The organism is Burkholderia torrens, assembly GCF_984668525.1.
The window spans coordinates 905,037-923,593 of the sequence record NZ_OZ480211.1; the positions used below are offsets into that span (position 1 = coordinate 905,037).

General features: G+C 60.6%; 13 protein-coding genes. 12 read left to right on the forward strand and 1 reads right to left on the reverse strand.

The window, feature by feature from the left end; genetic code table 11:
- Nucleotides 1–259: 259 nt before the first annotated feature.
- The 12 genes from rfbB to AC5LXX_RS04185 all read left to right on the forward strand — a co-directional run bounded on the left by rfbB (nucleotide 260) and on the right by AC5LXX_RS04185 (nucleotide 16,727).
- Nucleotides 260–1,321, forward strand: a complete 1,062-nt coding sequence (gene rfbB / locus AC5LXX_RS04130; RefSeq protein ID WP_012328028.1) for a dTDP-glucose 4,6-dehydratase — start codon at nucleotides 260–262, stop codon at nucleotides 1,319–1,321.
- A gap of 11 nt (nucleotides 1,322–1,332) precedes the next feature.
- Nucleotides 1,333–2,226 (forward strand): glucose-1-phosphate thymidylyltransferase RfbA, encoded by an 894-nt coding sequence (gene rfbA / locus AC5LXX_RS04135; protein ID WP_493402472.1) that lies wholly within the window; start codon nucleotides 1,333–1,335, stop codon nucleotides 2,224–2,226.
- Nucleotides 2,211–2,762, forward strand: coding sequence for a dTDP-4-dehydrorhamnose 3,5-epimerase (rfbC, locus tag AC5LXX_RS04140; RefSeq protein WP_011544743.1), 552 nt, complete (start codon nucleotides 2,211–2,213; stop codon nucleotides 2,760–2,762). The genes rfbA and rfbC overlap by 16 nt, the downstream gene beginning before the upstream one ends.
- On the forward strand, nucleotides 2,755–3,654 hold the full coding sequence (rfbD, locus tag AC5LXX_RS04145) for a dTDP-4-dehydrorhamnose reductase (protein WP_493410571.1): 900 nt from the start codon (nucleotides 2,755–2,757) through the stop codon (nucleotides 3,652–3,654). Before rfbC ends, rfbD begins: the two co-directional genes overlap by 8 nt.
- Before the next feature lies 1 nt (nucleotide 3,655).
- Nucleotides 3,656–4,555 carry a glycosyltransferase family 2 protein gene (locus AC5LXX_RS04150; RefSeq protein WP_493410572.1) on the forward strand — a complete coding sequence of 300 codons (900 nt, stop codon included), beginning with the start codon at nucleotides 3,656–3,658 and terminating at the stop codon, nucleotides 4,553–4,555.
- Nucleotides 4,556–4,601: 46 nt separating this feature from the next.
- The gene (locus tag AC5LXX_RS04155; protein WP_023475278.1) at nucleotides 4,602–5,384 is read left to right on the forward strand and encodes an ABC transporter permease; all 783 of its coding nucleotides are present in this window, start codon (nucleotides 4,602–4,604) and stop codon (nucleotides 5,382–5,384) included.
- 10 nt (nucleotides 5,385–5,394) lie between these two features.
- Complete coding sequence (locus AC5LXX_RS04160) at nucleotides 5,395–6,147, forward strand: ABC transporter ATP-binding protein (protein WP_493410573.1); 753 nt, start codon at nucleotides 5,395–5,397, stop codon at nucleotides 6,145–6,147.
- Between the two features lie 42 nt (nucleotides 6,148–6,189).
- On the forward strand, nucleotides 6,190–8,067 hold the full coding sequence (locus AC5LXX_RS04165; RefSeq protein ID WP_493410574.1) for a glycosyltransferase family 2 protein: 1,878 nt from the start codon (nucleotides 6,190–6,192) through the stop codon (nucleotides 8,065–8,067).
- 97 nt (nucleotides 8,068–8,164) lie between these two features.
- Entirely contained in the window at nucleotides 8,165–9,607 is a 1,443-nt protein-coding gene (locus tag AC5LXX_RS04170; RefSeq protein ID WP_493410575.1) for a mannose-1-phosphate guanylyltransferase/mannose-6-phosphate isomerase, read from the forward strand.
- A gap of 110 nt (nucleotides 9,608–9,717) precedes the next feature.
- Entirely contained in the window at nucleotides 9,718–10,752 is a 1,035-nt protein-coding gene (gmd, locus tag AC5LXX_RS04175) for a GDP-mannose 4,6-dehydratase (protein ID WP_493410576.1), read from the forward strand.
- Nucleotides 10,753–10,756: 4 nt separating this feature from the next.
- On the forward strand, nucleotides 10,757–11,647 hold the full coding sequence (locus AC5LXX_RS04180; protein ID WP_493410577.1) for an NAD-dependent epimerase/dehydratase family protein: 891 nt from the start codon (nucleotides 10,757–10,759) through the stop codon (nucleotides 11,645–11,647).
- A 145-nt stretch (nucleotides 11,648–11,792) separates the two neighbouring features.
- Nucleotides 11,793–16,727 (forward strand): FkbM family methyltransferase, encoded by a 4,935-nt coding sequence (locus tag AC5LXX_RS04185; protein WP_493410578.1) that lies wholly within the window; start codon nucleotides 11,793–11,795, stop codon nucleotides 16,725–16,727.
- Nucleotides 16,728–16,866: 139 nt separating this feature from the next.
- On the opposite strand, the gene AC5LXX_RS04190 is transcribed toward AC5LXX_RS04185, so the two are convergent.
- Nucleotides 16,867–18,072: a sulfotransferase family protein gene (locus AC5LXX_RS04190; protein ID WP_493410579.1), complete on the reverse strand. Its 1,206-nt coding sequence runs from the start codon at nucleotides 18,070–18,072 to the stop codon at nucleotides 16,867–16,869.
- Nucleotides 18,073–18,557 lie beyond the last annotated feature (485 nt).

The following is an 18,557-nucleotide window of genomic DNA, read 5'->3' on the forward strand; positions in this document are numbered from 1 at the left end:
CCTGTCGATATGGCAAGAAATTTCATGCTCGGAAAGGGTTCGAAGCGCTGTATCAAGTTGTTAGCGGCATGGCTTTTGCAGGGGGCGGCTCCCTATAATTGTCGCTTTCCCCAACAAAATTAGCATTTCATGACTTTGGAGGCCATGTCGACCGGTTAAAATTCCCGGTCTGACGTAGCGATCACAAGTTACTAGCATTTGCGAATCTGATGGGGTCGGCGCCCGATGGCGTCTGCCGCACATTATTTGAGGGAGCCTCATGATCCTGGTTACGGGCGGCGCGGGTTTTATCGGCGCCAATTTTGTACTCGACTGGCTGCGCGCATCCGACGAAGCCGTGCTCAACGTTGACAAGCTGACGTACGCAGGGAACCTGCGCACGCTGCAGTCGCTGGACGGGAATCCGAAGCACGTGTTTGCGCGCGTCGACATCTGCGATCGCGATGCTCTTGATGCGCTTCTGGCCGAGCACAAGCCTCGCGCCGTGCTGCACTTCGCTGCCGAAAGCCACGTCGATCGCTCGATCCATGGTCCCGCCGACTTCGTGCAGACCAACGTCGTCGGCACGTTCACGCTGCTCGAGGCCACCCGCCAGTACTGGAACGGCCTGAACGACGCCGACAAGGCGGCGTTCCGCTTCCTGCATGTGTCGACCGACGAGGTGTTCGGATCGCTGTCGGCCACCGACCCGCAATTCTCTGAGACGACGCCGTACGCGCCGAACAGCCCGTATTCGGCGACGAAGGCGGGTTCCGACCACCTGGTGCGTGCCTACCACCATACGTACGGTCTGCCGGTGCTGACGACGAACTGTTCGAACAACTACGGCCCGTATCAGTTCCCCGAGAAGCTGATTCCGCTGATGATCGCGAATGCGCTCGCGGGCAAGCCGCTGCCGGTGTACGGCGACGGCCAGAACGTGCGCGACTGGCTGTATGTCGGTGACCACTGCAGTGCGATCCGCGAAGTGCTCGCACGCGGCGTGCCCGGCGAGACGTACAACGTCGGCGGCTGGAACGAGAAGAAGAACCTCGAAGTCGTGCATACGCTGTGCGACCTGCTCGACAAGGCGCGCCCGAAGGCAGCAGGTTCGTACCGTGACCAGATCACCTACGTGACGGACCGGCCCGGCCACGATCGCCGCTATGCGATCGATGCGCGCAAGCTCGAACGCGAGCTCGGCTGGAAGCCTGCGGAAACGTTCGAGACCGGTCTGGCGAAGACGGTCGACTGGTATCTCGACAACCAGGTCTGGGCCGATGAAGTCGCATCGGGCGAGTACCGCAAGTGGGTCGAGACGAACTACGCGAAACGCACTTGAGGAGAGAAACGATGGCACGTAAAGGCATCATTCTCGCCGGCGGATCCGGCACGCGGCTGTATCCGATCACGCACGTCGTATCGAAGCAGCTGCTGCCGGTGTACGACAAGCCGATGATCTACTACCCGCTGTCGACGCTGATGATCGCGGGCATTCGCGACGTATTGATCATCTCGACGCCGCAGGACACGCCGCGTTTCGAGTCGATGCTCGGCGACGGCAGCCAGTGGGGGATGAACATCCAGTATGCGGTGCAGCCGTCGCCCGACGGTCTCGCACAGGCGTTCATCATCGGCAAGGAGTTCGTCGGCAACGATCCGTCGGCGCTGATTCTCGGCGACAACATCTTCTACGGGCACGATCTGGCGAAGCAGCTCGAGCGTGCGCATGCGCAGGAAACGGGCGCAACCGTGTTCGCGTATCACGTGCACGATCCGGAGCGTTACGGCGTCGTCGAATTCGACAAGTCGTTCCGCGCGCTGTCGATCGAGGAGAAGCCGGCGAAGCCGCGTTCGAACTATGCGGTGACCGGTCTGTACTTCTACGACAACCGCGTGTGCGACATCGCGGCCGACATCAAGCCGTCGCCGCGCGGCGAGCTTGAAATCACCGACGTCAACTCGCGCTATCTCGACAGCGGCGCGCTGAACGTCGAGATCATGGGGCGCGGCTATGCGTGGCTCGATACCGGCACGCACGATTCGCTGATCGAGGCGGCCAGCTTCATCGCGACGCTGCAGAAGCGACAGGGCCTCGTGGTCGCCTGTCCGGAAGAAATCGCCTATCGCCGTAACTGGATCGACGCGGAGCAAGTGCTGAAGCTGGCACAGCCGCTCGCGAAGAACGCATACGGTCAGTACCTCAAGAACATTCTTACGGATCAAGTCGCATGGCCATCCAAGTAACGGCAACGGCGCTCCCCGAAGTCAAGATCATCGAGCCGAAGGTGTTTGGCGACGCGCGCGGGTTCTTCTACGAAAGCTTCAACGGGAAGGAATTCGCCGAGCAGGTCGCGCCGGGCGTCGAATTCGTGCAGGACAACCATTCGCGCTCGTCGAAGGGCGTGCTGCGCGGCCTGCACTATCAGATCCAGCACGCGCAGGGCAAGCTCGTTCGCGTGGTCGAGGGCGAAGTGTTCGACGTCGCCGTCGACATTCGCAAGGATTCGCCGAACTTCGGCAAGTGGGTCGGTGTGGTGCTGTCGAACGACAACCACCGGCAACTGTGGGTGCCGCCCGGTTTCGCGCACGGTTTCGTCGTGCTGTCGGAGGCTGCGCAATTCCTCTACAAGACGACCGACTACTGGTTCCCGGAACACGAGCGCAGCATCGTGTGGAACGACCCGGAGATCGGGATCGAGTGGCCGATCGATTTCGAGCCGCTGCTGGCGGCGAAGGACGCGGCCGGCAAGCGTTTGAGCGAAGCCGAAGTTTATGCGTGAGGTGGGTGTGACTCCTGAACCGACGATCCTCGTGACGGGCGTGAATGGCCAGGTCGGGTTCGAACTGCTGCGCTCGCTGCAAGGCCTCGGCCGCGTGGTGGCGTGCGACCGGTCGATGCTCGACCTGTCCGATCTCGATCGGGTGCGCAGCGTCGTACGCGAGCTGAAGCCGTCGATCATCGTGAATCCGGCCGCGTACACGGCCGTCGACAAGGCCGAGACGGACGTCGATGCCGCACGTCGGCTGAATGCCGAAGTCCCGCGTGCTTTTGCAGAAGAGGCGGCGCGCCTCGGCGCAGCGCTGGTTCATTATTCGACCGACTATGTGTTCGACGGGACCAAAGAGGGTGCCTACGTCGAAACGGATGCAACCAACCCCCAGAACGTGTACGGGCTGACCAAGCTCGAGGGCGAGCAGGCCATTGCGGCGACGGGTTGCGCGCACCTGGTCCTACGGACGAGCTGGGTGTACGGCCGGCGTGGCAAGAACTTCCTGCTGACGATGCTGAAGCTCGGGAGCGAGCGTCCCGAGCTGCGTGTCGTCGCGGATCAGATCGGCGCGCCGACGTGGTCGAAGACGATCGCCACCGCGACCGCGCACATCGTCGCGCAGGCGCTGGCGGCCGATGACGCGGACTGGTGGGCGCAGCGTTCCGGTACCTATCACTTTACGTCGGCCGGCGCCACGTCGTGGCACGGGTTTGCCGAGGCAATCTTCGCTCAGGCGATGGGCGAGCGCGCGCCGAAGGTGCTGCCGATTCCGGCGAGTGACTACCCGGTTCCGGCCAAGCGTCCGTCCAATTCGCGACTGTCGCACGACAAGCTGACCGAAGCATTCGGGTTGCGGTTGCCGGACTGGGCCGACGCATTGAAGCTGTGCCTGAGTGAGTAACTTGAATCAGAATTCCGTGGTTCAGGAGCGGGCTGGTGTCGTGATCGTGTTCTACCGGCCGGATAGCGGTTGCGTGGCGCGAGCGAATCGGCTCGCCAAAGTATGGCCGTGCGTGGTGGTGGACAACACCGAGAGCATCAGTGCGCCGGACGCGCTTGGGCTCGACGCGCGTATCGACTATGTCGCGAACGGCGCCAATCTTGGCATCGCGACGGCGCTCAACCAGGGCATCGAACGTCTGGCCGAGGCGAACTGTACGTCGGTATTGCTGTTCGATCAGGATAGTGAGCCGTCGGACGAATTGCTGATCGAACTGCCCCGGACAATGGCGGCCGAGCGCATGCGCAATCGTCGCGTGGCGCTCGTCGGGCCGGCATACGAGGATGCACGGCTGGGCGGGGTCGCGCCGTTCGTCCGCTTCGGGTATGGGAAGCTGCGCAGGGTTCAGCCGGATGGTGTGCAGCCGATCGAGGTCGACTTTCTGATCACGTCGGGATCGTGCGTGAATCTCGCTGTATGGCGCGACATCGGTCCGATGGACGACTCGCTGTTCATCGACTTCGTCGATCTCGAATGGTGTGTTCGCGCCCGCTCGATGGGGTATTCGGTGCTCGGCGCGCCGGCATTGCGGCTGACGCACGAACTGGGCGGCGAGCCGGTCAGGGTGTTCGGGCGAAGCTATCCCGGACACGGCCCGGTTCGGCATTATTATCTGTTCCGCAACGCGATCGCGCTGATCCGGCGTGCCTATGTACCGTGGAGCTGGAAGTCGACGGAACTCGTCAAGATGCCGGTCCGGCTTGCGATCTATGCGCTGTTCATGCAGCCTCGCATCGAGCACCTGCGGCTGTCGCTGCTCGGGATCTGGCACGGATTGACCGGTCGTACCGGTGCGCTATGACGTGCCGGCGTCCCATTTTTCAATCTCATTCAACTAGAAAGCTTGCATGCTGACTCTTTCACTTGCTGACCTCAAACAGAGCATTGCCTCGTGGCGGTTGTGGACGCTGCTTGGCTGGCTCGAAATCCGGCAGCGCTACGCCCGCTCGAGCGTCGGACCGTTCTGGCTCACGATCAGCATGGGCGTGATGATTACGTCGCTTGGCGTGGTCTACGGTACGTTGTTCGGGCAAAAGATGAACGAATACCTGCCGTTCCTCGCGTCGAGTATTGTGCTGTGGGGGCTTTTCTCGCAGACGATCCAGGAGGGAAGCATCGCGTATATCAGCAGCGGCGCCTACATTCGCCAGGTACCCACGCCGAAGCTGATCTACATTCTGCAAGTCGTATGGCGGAACCTGATCGTGCTGGCACACAACTTCGTGATCGTCATCGGTCTTCTGATGATCTTCGGCGTCAAGAGTTGGGAGACGCTGCCGATGTTCATTCCGGGGCTGCTTCTGTATGTGCTGAATGCGATGTGGATCGCCATGCTGACAAGCCTGTTGTCGGCACGCTTCCGCGACCTTCCGCAGATCATCGGCGCGCTGCTTCAGGTCGCATTCTATGTCACGCCGATCATCTTTCGTCCGGACGCGCTGAATCGTTTTTCGTTCATTGTCGAATGGAATCCGCTTGCTTACCTGATCGATGTCGTTCGCGGTCCGTTGATCGGACAAATGCCCAGCGCGCTGACGTGGGGAGTGACCATCGGCATGGCGGTCGTTGGATGGCCGATCGCACTGCTCATGACCGGTCGTTATCTGAAACGTCTTCCGTATTGGGTCTGAAGGGGGCGACATGGCACACATCGAACTGAAGAACGTGACGCTGGATCTGCCGATCTACGACGTCCAGGGCCGCTCGCTGAAGAAGCAGGTGCTTCGCATGGGGCGACGCAACCGGATTGCGGAGGGTAACGACGGCGTCATCGTCGTACGTGCACTCGACGATCTGAGTTTCCGCTTCGATCGCGGCGATCGCGTGGGGCTCATCGGCCACAACGGCGCGGGAAAGTCGACGCTGCTGCGTGCGATGGCCGGCATTTATCCTCCGACAGCCGGCTCGCTGTCGCGAGTAGGCAAGGCCGTACCGCTGCTCGATATCAGCCTCGGCATGGACGAAAACTCGACCGGTATGCAGAACATCCGGTTGCGCGGCCTGCTGCTCGGCATGACCGATGCGGAGATCCGCGCAAAGCAGAACGATATCGCCGAGTTCAGCGAATTGGGCGACTACCTCGATCTGCCTATCCGTACCTATTCGAGCGGCATGAAAATGCGGCTCGCGTTTGCCGTTTCGACGGCAGTCGACGCCGAGATCCTGCTCCTCGACGAAGTCATGGGCGTGGGCGATGCATCGTTCATGCACAAGGCCGAGGCGCGTCTCGAGGAACTGCACGACCGTGCGGAGATCGTTGTGCTCGCGATGCACTCGAACAAGGAAATCCGCAAGGTGTGCAACAAGGCGCTCTGGATGGAGCGCGGGCGTGTGCGCGCTTTCGGGGAGGTCGACGACGTCGTGTCGCAGTATGCTGCTTCGGTGGGGGAGTGATGGTTGTGAAGTCGAACGCAGGTATGGCTGGGTGCTGAACCGATGAAGTTGCGCAAAGCACGTTCGTTCGTGAACCGGGTGGCGGGTGACGGTGGGTTGCGACTGGTCGTGCGCAAGGCTTACGGCATCTTGCGCCGGGAAGGGGTCGCCGGCGTCAGGAGCCGAATCGCATGGTTGCGCGCGGGCGCCCCCGGTGTCATCGATCCGGTTCTCTATGCAGAATGGGTGCGCCGTTACGATCAGGTTGACGATGCAACGCGGGCGGCCATTCGCGAGCGCATCGCCGGTTTCGCGAATCCGCCGCTGATTTCGGTGGTGATGCCCGTCTACAATCCCAATCCTGCCTGGCTGGCGGAGGCGATCGAGTCCATCCGCGGACAACTTTATCCGCATTGGGAACTCTGCATTGCAGACGACGTGTCGACGAATCCGGCCATCCGCCCGCTGCTCGAACGTTACGCATCCCAGGACCAGCGGATCAAGGTCGCATTCCGGCAGAAGAATGGCCATATTTCCGCCGCATCGAATACTGCACTCGAACTCGTGACGGGCACGTGGGTCGCGCTGTTCGATCATGATGACCTGTTGCCGGAGCACGCGCTCTATTGCGTCGCGGATGCGATCATGCGCGATTCGTCGATTCGGATGATCTATTCTGATGAAGACAAGATCGATGGCTCGGGCAAGCGCCGTGAACCGTACTTCAAGTGTGACTGGAACCCCGATCTGTTTCTTTCGCAGAACATGTTCAGTCATCTGGGAGTATTTCAAAAGGCGCTGCTCGACGAGGTCGGCGGTTTCCGCGAGGGATATGAAGGGTCCCAGGACTACGATCTGGCCCTTCGTTGTGTCGAACGGGCAGGGGCCGAGGCAATTCATCATATTCCTCGGGTGCTGTATCACTGGCGCGTCCATGCGGAAAGCACTTCGTCGGGGACTGACGCGAAGCCCTACGCGGTCGTTGCCGGCGAACGGGCGCTCAATGACCACTTCGAGCGAACGGGTGTCCGCGGTGTGGCGGAGTATGCGGGAAACGGCTACCGTGCGCGTTATGCGATGCCTGATCCGGCGTCCCTCGTCAGCCTGATCATCCCGACGCGAAACGGGCTGAACCTGATTCGGCAATGCATCACGAGCATTGTTGACAAGACGACGTACGGAAGCTACGAAATCATTGTCGTCGACAACGGCTCGGATGATCCTGAAACGCTGAAGTATCTCGCGTCGCTCGAGAATGACGCGCGCTTCCGGGTATTGCGCGACGATCGGCCGTTCAATTTCGCGGCGTTGTGCAATGCGGCCGTCGAGGTGGCAAGCGGCGAGGTCGTCGGACTGGTCAACAACGATATCGAGGTGATTTCTCCCGATTGGTTGACGGAAATGGTCAGTATTGCATTGCAACCCGGCGTCGGGGCGGTGGGCGCGAAACTGCTCTATCCAAACGACACCGTCCAGCATGCAGGCGTGGTGCTCGGGCTTGGCGGCGTGGCGGGACATGTACACAAGCATATTCCTCGCGGATCGTTCGGGTACTTCGGTCGCGCCAGCTTGATCGGCGCCTTCTCCGCAGTGACTGCTGCATGCATGATCGTTCGCAAGGTGGTCTATCGGGAAGTGGCGGGAATGAACGAACAGGATTTGGGCGTCGCGTTCAACGATATCGATTTTTGTCTCCGCTTGCTGAAGGCCGGCTATCGCAATGTCTGGACCCCATATGCGGAGCTGTATCACCATGAGTCGGCAACGCGTGGTTACGAGGACGATCCTGTCAAACAGGCCCGCTTCGACGGCGAGACCGAGTACATGCAAAAGCACTGGGGAGAACTGCTGCGGAATGATTCCTCATACAGTCCAAATCTGACATTGAACGAAGAGGACATCAGTCTGGCCTGGCCGTCGCGGGCGGGTGCGCTTGTCTGAGCGCATGCCCGGCGATGCAGGCCGGATACCGCCGGAATCAATGAGTCGTACTGATCTGGCGGTCGGAAAAATTGAAGGTATATCGAACGGAGTTGACGTGAACATCTTCCCTGTAGTCCTGTGCGGCGGTAGCGGCACCCGTCTCTGGCCGTTGTCCCGGGGCGGTTATCCGAAGCAGTACCTGAAGCTGGCCGGAGATCACACGCTGGTTCAGCAGACCGTGCTGCGTCTGCAGGGCGTGCCCGGTGTCGAAGCGCCGATCATGATCACGAATGCGGAACAACGCTTCATCGTGGCCGATCAGATGCGCAGTATCGACGTGGCTCCGTCGGCCGTCGTCCTGGAGCCGGTCGGGCGCAATACGGCACCCGCGGTAGCGGCAGCGGCGTTGCTCGCGATGGAGCAGTCGCCGGACGCGTTGTTGCTCGTGCTGCCGTCCGACCATGTGATCCTGAGCGATGCGGTGTTCGCGAAGCTGGCCGAGAAGGCACGCGATATCGCAAATGGCGGGCATCTCGTCACGTTCGGCATCGAGCCGACCAAGCCGCACACCGGCTACGGCTATATCCGCAGCGGCAACGCATTGACGTCGCATGACGACGCGTTTCGTGTCGATGCCTTCGTCGAGAAACCGGATGCGGAAACGGCGGCGCGTTTCGTGTCGGAAGGCGGCTATTACTGGAATAGCGGCATGTTCATGCTGAAGGCGTCGGCGTATCTCGACGAACTCAAGCGATTCGAGCCGGCCGTGCTCGAACAGGTTGCGCTGTCGGTCAAGCAGGCAAAGCGCGACGAGGATTTTGTCCGACTTGATGCCGATGCATTCCAGGAATGTCCGAATATCTCGATCGACTACGCGGTGATGGAGAAAACCGATCACGCGGTGATGGTCGCGGCCGCCGGTCTGAACTGGAGCGATATCGGCTCTTGGGCCGCGCTCGCGGAAATTTCGGATACCGACGATACGGGCAATACGCTGTCGGGTGATGTGCTGACCGACGACGTTGCCGATAGTTATATCCGGGCCGATCATCGAATGGTCACGGCCATTGGCGTCAAGGATCTGATCATCGTCGAAACGGCGGATGCGGTCCTCGTCACGCATCGTGATCAGTCGGAGCGCGTGAAGAAGATCGTCGAGCGTCTCAGTGCATCGGGTCGACACGAGTCGGTGACGCACCGGAAAGTCATCCGGCCGTGGGGTTCGTACGAGAGTATCGACCAGGGCGAACGCTTTCAGGTCAAGCGCATCATCGTCAACCCGGGCTCGTCGCTCAGCCTCCAGATGCACCATCACCGGGCTGAACACTGGGTCGTCGTTCGAGGTACCGCGCGGGTCTTCAACGGCGATCAGGTCATTTTGCTGAGCGAGAATCAGTCGACCTATATTCCGCTGGGCGTGACGCATCGCCTGCAGAACCCGGGGAAGATTCCGCTCGAACTGATCGAGGTTCAATCGGGCTCGTATCTCGGTGAAGACGACATCGTCCGTCTCGACGACAACTATGGGCGGGATGTCGTCGCGGCGACCGGCAAGTAACCACGATTGGAATCCGGCTTGGACTCACGTCGCATCGGCCGTCCGCATGGCGTGACCGCGATCGACGAGTCGGGCTGGAGTTTCAACACACTGAACAAACTGGAAAGAACATGACTGTTGCGATCATTACTGGCATTACGGGGCAGGACGGTGCATACCTTGCGGAGCTTCTTCTCGAGAAGGGCTACACTGTTTACGGCACCTATCGGCGCACCAGCTCGGTGAACTTCTGGCGAATCGACGAGCTCGGCGTCAGCAATCATCCCAATCTTCACCTCGTCGAATACGATCTGACTGATCTCGGTGCGAGCATCCGCCTGCTTCAGACGACGCAGGCGACGGAGGTCTACAACCTGGCGGCCCAGAGTTTCGTCGGCGTGTCGTTCGATCAGCCCGCGACCACAGCCGAGATTACCGGGATCGGCGCGCTCAACCTGCTCGAGGCGATTCGCACGGTCAATCCTGCGATCCGCTTCTACCAGGCCAGCACGTCGGAAATGTTCGGCAAGGTGCAGGCCGTTCCGCAGGTCGAAAGCACGCCTTTCTATCCGCGCAGCCCGTACGGCGTCGCAAAGCTTTACGCGCACTGGATGACGATCAACTATCGCGAGAGCTACAACATCTTCGGCTGCAGCGGCATCCTGTTCAATCACGAGTCGCCTCTGCGCGGACGCGAGTTCGTGACGCGCAAGATTACGGACAGTCTTGCCAAGATCCGTCTCGGCAAGCTCGACGTGCTGGAACTCGGCAACCTCGACGCCAAGCGTGACTGGGGATATGCGAAGGAATACGTCGAAGGCATGTGGCGCATGCTGCAGGCGGAGCGCCCCGATACCTACGTGCTGGCGACGAACCGGACGGAGACGGTGCGGGACTTCGTGTCGATGGCGGCACAGGCGGCAGGCATCGAACTCGCGTGGCAAGGTGCCGGCGAGAACGAGACGGGCGTCGATACCCGAAGCGGCAAGGCCGTGGTCAAGGTCAGCCCCAAGTTCTACCGGCCCGCCGAAGTCGATCTGCTGATCGGCAACCCCGAGAAAGCGAGCAAGGAGCTCGGCTGGGTGCCGAAGACGACGCTCGAGCAGCTTTGCCAGATGATGGTCGAGGCTGACATTCGTCGCAACGAAGCGGGCTTCTCGTTCTAAGGCCATGGCAAAAGTCTTCGTAACGGGCCTGGACGGATTTACCGGCCGCTATATGGCGGAGGAGTTGATCCGCTCGGGTCACGAAGTCTGCGGGATCGTTCACAAGCCGGTTGCCGGTGCGCCGTGGAGAACGCACGTGTGCGACCTGCTTGATACCGACGCGCTGGTTCGTGTGCTGTCCGCCGAAAAGCCGGATGCCGTCGTGCATCTGGCGGCCATTGCATTCGTTCAGCACGGTGATGTCGGCGCGATCTACCAGACCAACGTGGTCGGGACGCGCAACCTGCTTGATGCGCTTACCCGCGCTGCGTGTCAGCCGCAAGCCGTGTTGTTGGCAAGCAGTGCGAACGTCTATGGCAATTCCGACCGGGAAGTCATAGATGAATCCACCGCGCCGGCACCAGCAAACGATTACGCGATCAGCAAGCTGGCAATGGAAATGGTCGCACGCATGTGGCAGGACAAACTTCCGATCGTCGTCGTGCGGCCGTTCAATTACACGGGCGTGGGGCAGGACGAGCGATTCCTGCTTCCCAAGATCGTTCGGCATTTCAGCGAGCGCGCGGCGCGCATCGAGTTGGGCAATCTGAATGTCGTGAGGGATTTCTCGGACGTGCGCATGGTGGTTGCGGCGTATCGGAAGTTGATCGAAGGCGACTTTGCGGGACGTACGTTCAACGTCTGCTCAGGCGTCGGGTATTCGTTGCAGGACGTCTTGGCGATGGTGCAGGAACTATCCGGGCACGAACTGGAGGTGACGGTGAATCCGCAGTTCGTGCGAGCGAACGAGGTCCACAAGCTTGTCGGAAATTGCCGGGCGCTCGAACATGCGATTGGTTCGACTCACGCGATACCGCTTCGCAATACGCTTGCATGGATGCTCGAACGTCCATGAGCGAACTGACTGTTGACGGCATGTTCGGCACGGTCGACATGCACGGCACGGTCATGGCCAGAAATGCAATGCAGGAAATCGGGCCGGCGTCGATGTTTTGTTCGACGCCGACTTGAATTCTCATAGCCCAGGTAAGTAAAAATTTATGCCTCTTGTTTCCTACGCGCAAAATCTCGAAGACGTCATGCTGCATCGCGCGCTGCGGCATGTGATGGCCGGTTTCTACATCGACGTCGGCGCATGGTCTCCCGACGAGCACTCGGTGACTCGAGCATTCAGTGAGATGGGGTGGAGCGGCATTAATGTCGAACCCAACCCGGTCTATTTTGCCGAGCTCGAAAGCCGGCGTCCTCGCGACATCAATCTTCGGGTCGCGGTGGGGGAAAGCACGGGTACGGGGCGTATCCATTTGTTTCAAGACACCGGCTTGTCGACGCTTGACGGCAAGATTGCCGACGAACATGTCGCGGCAGGGTGGAACGAGAACGTTCAAGACGTTGTGCTGACGACCCTCGACAACATCTGGCGAGAGCACGTCAGTGCGGGACGAGAGGTGCATTTTCTGAAAGTCGATGTCGAAGGCGCCGAGCGCGCGGTGTTGGCAGGCAACGACTGGAAACGCAACCGGCCGTGGATTGTCGTGGTGGAGGCAACACTGCCACTGACCCAGAAGGAATCCCATCAGGAGTGGGAGAGCATTCTTCTGGAAGCGAACTACGTGCATGTCTATTCGGACGGCCTCAACCGCTTCTACGTAGCCGGCGAGCGATCCGAGCTCGTCGACGCGTTCAAGTATCCGCCCAACGTCTTTGACGATTTCGTGCCTGCGAGGACGGCCGAACTGGCCGGTCAGGTCGAGACCTTGACCGCTCAGGTGGCGGGTGCGGAGCAACGGGAGCGCGATGCCGTGGAGTTTGTGCGGCAGACAGAGGTAAAAAAAGTACTCGAGGAGCACGAAGCGAAGTGCCAGGAGCTCGAACGCCTGAACAAGGAGTTGATGCGCCAGGCAGCGGCGATGGAAAGCCGGCGGGCGGAGATGGAGCACGACCACAAGCGTCGGCACAAGGATGCTGAAAACCGGATCGCCGAATTGCGTGCTGCGCTCTCCGGTCGCGACGAGATGGCACAACAGGCCAGCCACCGGGCCCAGCTGGTCGAGCAGCAGTATCAGGCCGTCACGCAATCGATGTTCTGGCGCGCGACGTCGCCGGCGCGCCGGATCGGGGCGATGATGCCTCCGTCTGCGCGGGGGCGCGCGCGTCAGGTAGCCAAGGCTGCATGGTGGTTGGCTACGCCATGGCGGATGCCGGCGCGGCTCGAGTTCTTGCGGCAGCGGCGCGCGACCCTGCTTCGCGAGCAGCAGGCCGTGAGCGATCAGGTCGAAGTCCTGCAAGACGCCGGTATTCCCGGTGCAGTATCGTCGGGGCGCTATGCGGACTGGATTCGCACGGTCGAAACCCGTTCGAGCCCTGATGCCCGGATCAAGGTTGACGGGCCGCTCGTGAGCTTTTTGCTTGCCGATGTCGAATCGATCGAGAGCGTGTCGAGAACGGTCGGTTCGATTCGAGCGCAATCGTATCGAAGCTGGGAAGCCATCGTTGTTTACTCTGAAGCCGATGCGGCGCTGCTGAAACTCGTCGAAGAGTGGACGAGCGCCGATTCCCGCGTGATCGCTGTTGCCGCGCCTGGCGCGGCCCAGGAGCGGCCGGCGAACCTTGCCAGCGGTTTCGATCACGCCAAGGGCAAGTTCGTTGCGGTTATCGATAGTGGAGATATCCTGGCGCCCGGTGCGCTGAGCGATGTCGTTTCCGTACTCGCGAAGTCGCCGCGGGCAGATATCGTCTATGGCGACGAAGACGTGCAGTCGGCGTCACAAACGCGCGAACGTCCGTACTTCAAGCCGGCCTGGTCGCCCGATCTTCTCTATGCGTTCAACTACTTCGGGCGGTTGACGTTGCTTCGCCGTGCGTTGGTGACGCAGGCAGGAGGCGTGGACGTTACTGCTGCGGCGGCCGTCGAATGGGACCTCAACCTGCGTGTCAGCGATCTTGCACAGAACATCGTTCGTGTTCCGAAAGTACTGTGTCATCGCAAGCCGGGAGCGAGCCAGGAGCGGCCTGCACCCGACACGAACGAAGCCGGCGATCATCGCGCGGCCATCCAGCGATATTGGGAGCGTCACGGCGTCAGCCGCGCGGTGACCGTTGAAACCCAATCGAACGGCACCCAGCATGCCACCTGGCAGATCGAGCGGGCGCCGCTGGTTTCGATCGTCATTCCCACCAAGAACAAGCCGGAGCTGCTCCGGATGTGCCTGGAAGGCCTGCTGCACGCAACCGACTATCCGAACAAGGAAGTCGTCATCGTCGATACGGGATCGGATGATCCAGAGACACTCGCATACTACGAACAGCTGAAATCGGAACCGCAGGTTCGAATCGTTCATTTCCGGAACAAGTTCAATTATTCGGCCGCATGCAATTTCGGTGCGGTGAGAGCACGTGGCGAGTTTCTGCTGTTCCTGAACAACGACATCGAGATCATCAAGAGCGACTGGCTGCAGGAGCTCGTCCGGTTCGCGATGCGTCCGGGCGTGGGTGTCGTGGGTACGAAGCTGATTTACCCGTCGCTGGAATTGCAGCATGCAGGCGTGTCGATCGGCATCCATCTCGCCGCATTGATGTACCGGAGCGGCGGCGGCATCGAATGGGATGTATTCGGCTCGCCGGATCATCCGCGAAACTGGCTTGCGATCATGGGCGCCTGCCAGATGGTGCGCAGGAACGCCTTCGAAGAGGTCGGCGGGTTCGATGAATCGTATCTGATTGCGATGAGCGACGTCGCGCTGTGTATGCGGATATGGCGTGCCGGCTATCGTACGGCCTATACGCCGTACGCCTGCCTCGTGCATCACGAAGGGGCGACGAGAGGGAACAGCAATCCGGTCGAGGATATCCGGCGCCTGGCAGACGACATCCGTCATTTGGGCATCGACGAGGATCCGTATCTTCACCCCGAACTGGATGGTCGTCACGCCATTCCGACCCTGCGTCTGCAGGACGGCATTTCCGTGCGGGCGGAACTCGACCGACAGCTTCGAGACACGGGTTCGCTCCCGTTGTCAGCGAGGGAACTTCGTGTCGACGACGAAGGCATTTGCATGGAAATCGCCGGATTGGCGCGAGACGAGGTCGTGTGGCCACCGCAGCCGGTCCACAAGGTTTCCGATATCTGGAGTGCTGCGCGTTGGTGTCTCGATCTGCTGCGACGTCGGGCCGATCTTCGCGTCCGATTCCCGCAGGCGCTTTCGGCCGGACGTAACGGCGCGTTTGCGCAATGGCTGCTCGCTGGTGGCGGGCGTGACCTCGGCCTGACCGACGCTGGCGTCGTGGCGATCGGGCAACTGTTCGAGCAGGATTTTGGCGCGCCGGCGCGACAGATCTTCATGTTCCGTCAGGATGTCCGGGCACTGATGCCGCACGGGTTGACGCCGGTCGGGCAGGCGGATCTGTTCGAGTGGTTCATCCAGCATGGGCGTGTCGAGGCGGACCTGCAACTCGAGCAGATCTGGTGGCTCTTCTGGCAAGCGTCGGAAGCGCCGGCTCGCGAACTCGTGGAAGCCTATCGCTTTACACCGGCGTGGCAGCGACTCCATCCGGACGGGTTGACGATTTTCGGGCGTGCTGCATTTGCTGCCTGGTTTGCCGCAACATACCGGGTTCACGAGTCGTGGGGGGTGCCGGAGACCTGGCCGACCGACTTGTCGCCTGCCGAGCAGATTCGAACGGCATACAACGCCCGTGAAGACTGGCGTGATCGTTTCCCCGCGGTGCTGCGCGACGCGGCCGACGCGCGTGCGCTGATCGAATGGCTGCGAACGGACGAAGCCGCGTTGCCGCACGACGTTCGTTCATGGTGCGAATCGCTGGAGATCGATGCGGTGGCCACTTCGCTGGCCAAGCCCGGCGTCAACGTGATCGCGCACTTCTGCTATCCGTCGGGTCTGCGCGTCTCGGCGGAAGCGTTGGTGAAGGGGATGCGCGAGGTCGAGATGCAGACATCCTTGCGCGATCTTCGTACCGATCAGAGGGATGATCCGCATCACGTCGATTTCTCCGGTACGGAGGATTTCGACGTCACCATCATTCATACCCAGCCGGAACCGTTCTTCGACGATGCGTACGGGCGATCCGATTTGCTCGAGCGTGCGCAGCGGACCTACCGGATCGCATACTGGTACTGGGAGTTCGATTCGATACCGGACAGTTGGCTCGAGCAAGCCGCGCGCGTCGATGAAGTCTGGACTGCGACCGAGTTCGTTGCCAAGGGGTTGCGCGAACGATTGACCATTCCGGTGAGGACGATTTTCCCGGGGGTGCAGCTTGGCCAGTATCAGCGCCGGGATCGATCGTACTTCGGCCTGAACGACGGCGAATATACGTTCCTGTTTACGTTTCACATGATGAGCGTCATGGAGCGCAAGAACCCGATGGGGTTGATTCGTGCATTCAGCAAGGCATTCGGACCGGACGATCCGGTCTGTCTGGTGCTGAAGACTTCATTCGGCGATCGTCATCCGGCCCAGATCAAGGAATTGCAGCTCGCGGCCGAGATGTCGGGCGTGAAGATCAAGATCATCGACCAGGTGTATTCACCGGACGAGGTACTGTCACTCATGGATGCATGCGACGCTTACGTGTCCCTGCATCGAAGCGAGGGATTGGGTCTGACGATGGCGGAGGCCATGCTGATGGGGAAGCCCGTCATTGCGACGAACTATTCCGGCAACGTGGACTTCATGGACGACAGCAACAGCCTTCTCGTACCTTACGATCTCGTGAAACTGGGGCGGCCGATTCCTCCGTACGACGCGAATCTACACTGGGCGGAGCCGTCGGTAGATGAAGCGGCGAAAGCGATGCGCAAGGTGTTCGAGAATCAGGAATGGGCGCGTGAACTCGGTGCCCGTGCCCGCGAGAGCGCGCGCGTCAATCTGTCGCTGACCACGGCCGGTCACCATGCGGCGGATCGTATCAATGAAATCCTTGGCGCAATGCCCGGGAAGTCCGGCAGCCGGTAACCGGTTGCCGCATGGTAGCGGCGTCGGCCTCGATTGAGCGCCGACGCCGTAGCTCTATCCGAAGTCGCGTGGCGGCACGGCCGGACGGCTGCGTGTCCGGCAGTGCCGCCGAATTCGGCCGCCGCCGGCAAGTGCGTCGTCAGTGTCTTGTCAGCCGTTGCTTGAGGGCGCGCAACGGCGCCGTGATCCGCCAACTCGTCGACGACAGCATTTCCGCGTTCAATTCACGCATGCTGACAACGTCCGATTCCAGCGCAGCAACCACTGCTCGGGCTGCAGACAGTTCGGTTTCGGCTTCATCCAGCCGGTTGTATGCGTTGGTACGATCGACGTTTGCCAGATGAAGCTCGTCGGACAATGCATGTCGCTCGGATTCCGATACGCGGACTGACTCGGTGAGCGAAGCGATTGATTCGCTAAGCGAAGCGACTGCCGCGTTCAGCGTCTTCGAACGGCAATCGAGTTGCCATTCGTATTTCAACAGGGGCGAAACGTCGGTGAGGTAAAGGCGTGCGTGCTTGACCGCCTGGTCGAGCATCGCGTTATCGGACGGAAGCCTGTTCCGGATGGTCTCGTCGAGTGCGTAGAACAGTTCCCGGACTTGCCGGGGAAATGTGCGAAGCGAGTCGAGATCCTGGCGGGTAAATCTCGTATGGCGAAGAGCGCCGTCGACGAACTCTTTCTCGAACGAATCGATAGCGGATTCGATCAAAGGCAATTCAAGCTCGGACGAAATGCGAGCCAGTTCCTGGCGTGGGGCATCCAGCAACGCATCGTAACCGATCAGCGTGCGTTGATGGCCCGCAGTCATTTCGAGTGCGGAAACCGTGTGGGCAAGCCAGAGAATATGTGACTTTTCTTCGGCGAAATTATCTCGTTTCAATAACGAGCGTGCAACGCTCATCGGATTCCGAACGGCGATGGCGTAGACCACGCGGGACGGCAGGGCAGAGAAGATCGGTTGCCAGAACTGCGGCAGCCGGGAAATTCTCGGGTCCTTCAGTGCAAAGATCTTGCCGTCGCATTTGGTACGCAAGATGCGCGCCGCATTGGCACGGAGTTGATCCACGCGACGCTCATCGATCGAGCTCAAATCGATCGAAGCCATAGTGTCCCAATCGAATCCTGCTTCGTGCAGGATTTCGATATTGACTTGATTGATATCCAGGTCCTCGAAGAAGCCTTTGTCATTGTTGCCCGCGGCAGGAGGCATGAGTTTTTCGCCGAGGTCGGCGCCGACCGTTTCCATCGCACGCGTGAGGACGCTCGTCCCGCTACGATGCATGCCCAGGACAACGATCAGCGTAGGAGATATTGCCGGTGGAGCGAGGAAAGTGTCGGGCATGGCGTAAAAAATGCACTTGTTGTTACGCGGAGAGCGTCAACTCGATCGTTGTTCGCTTCGTCTGTCGCTCCGATTGAAGGTGACCGCAGGCGACTGGTTCAAATGGCGTCGTGAAACGCGATGTCGTTGCTCCGCAGCGAGGCGGACCTGCAAGAGGCGGCGGGGCAACGCGGCATGAACGGCAGAGAATCGGAAGTGGTGCGTCGATATTGCATTCTAAGTAGTCCAAATGGAAGAAGGGCAATTCGGATCATTTCAATTGGCTGTCGAGCGTTACCGTGCATTACCGGCCCGATCCAACGTTCAAATCACGTGTCGCCGTGTTGTCCTGCTTCGGTGCAATGGATGGATGTTGGCGACACGTTGTACGGATGTCGAGCCACGGTCGGCGTGAAAGCGATGATGCTGCGAGTCGATGCGTGTGTTCGCGAGCGTGTTTCCGGTTTGGATGAGACGCGATGTGCACTGGGTCGCGCGGCGGATTG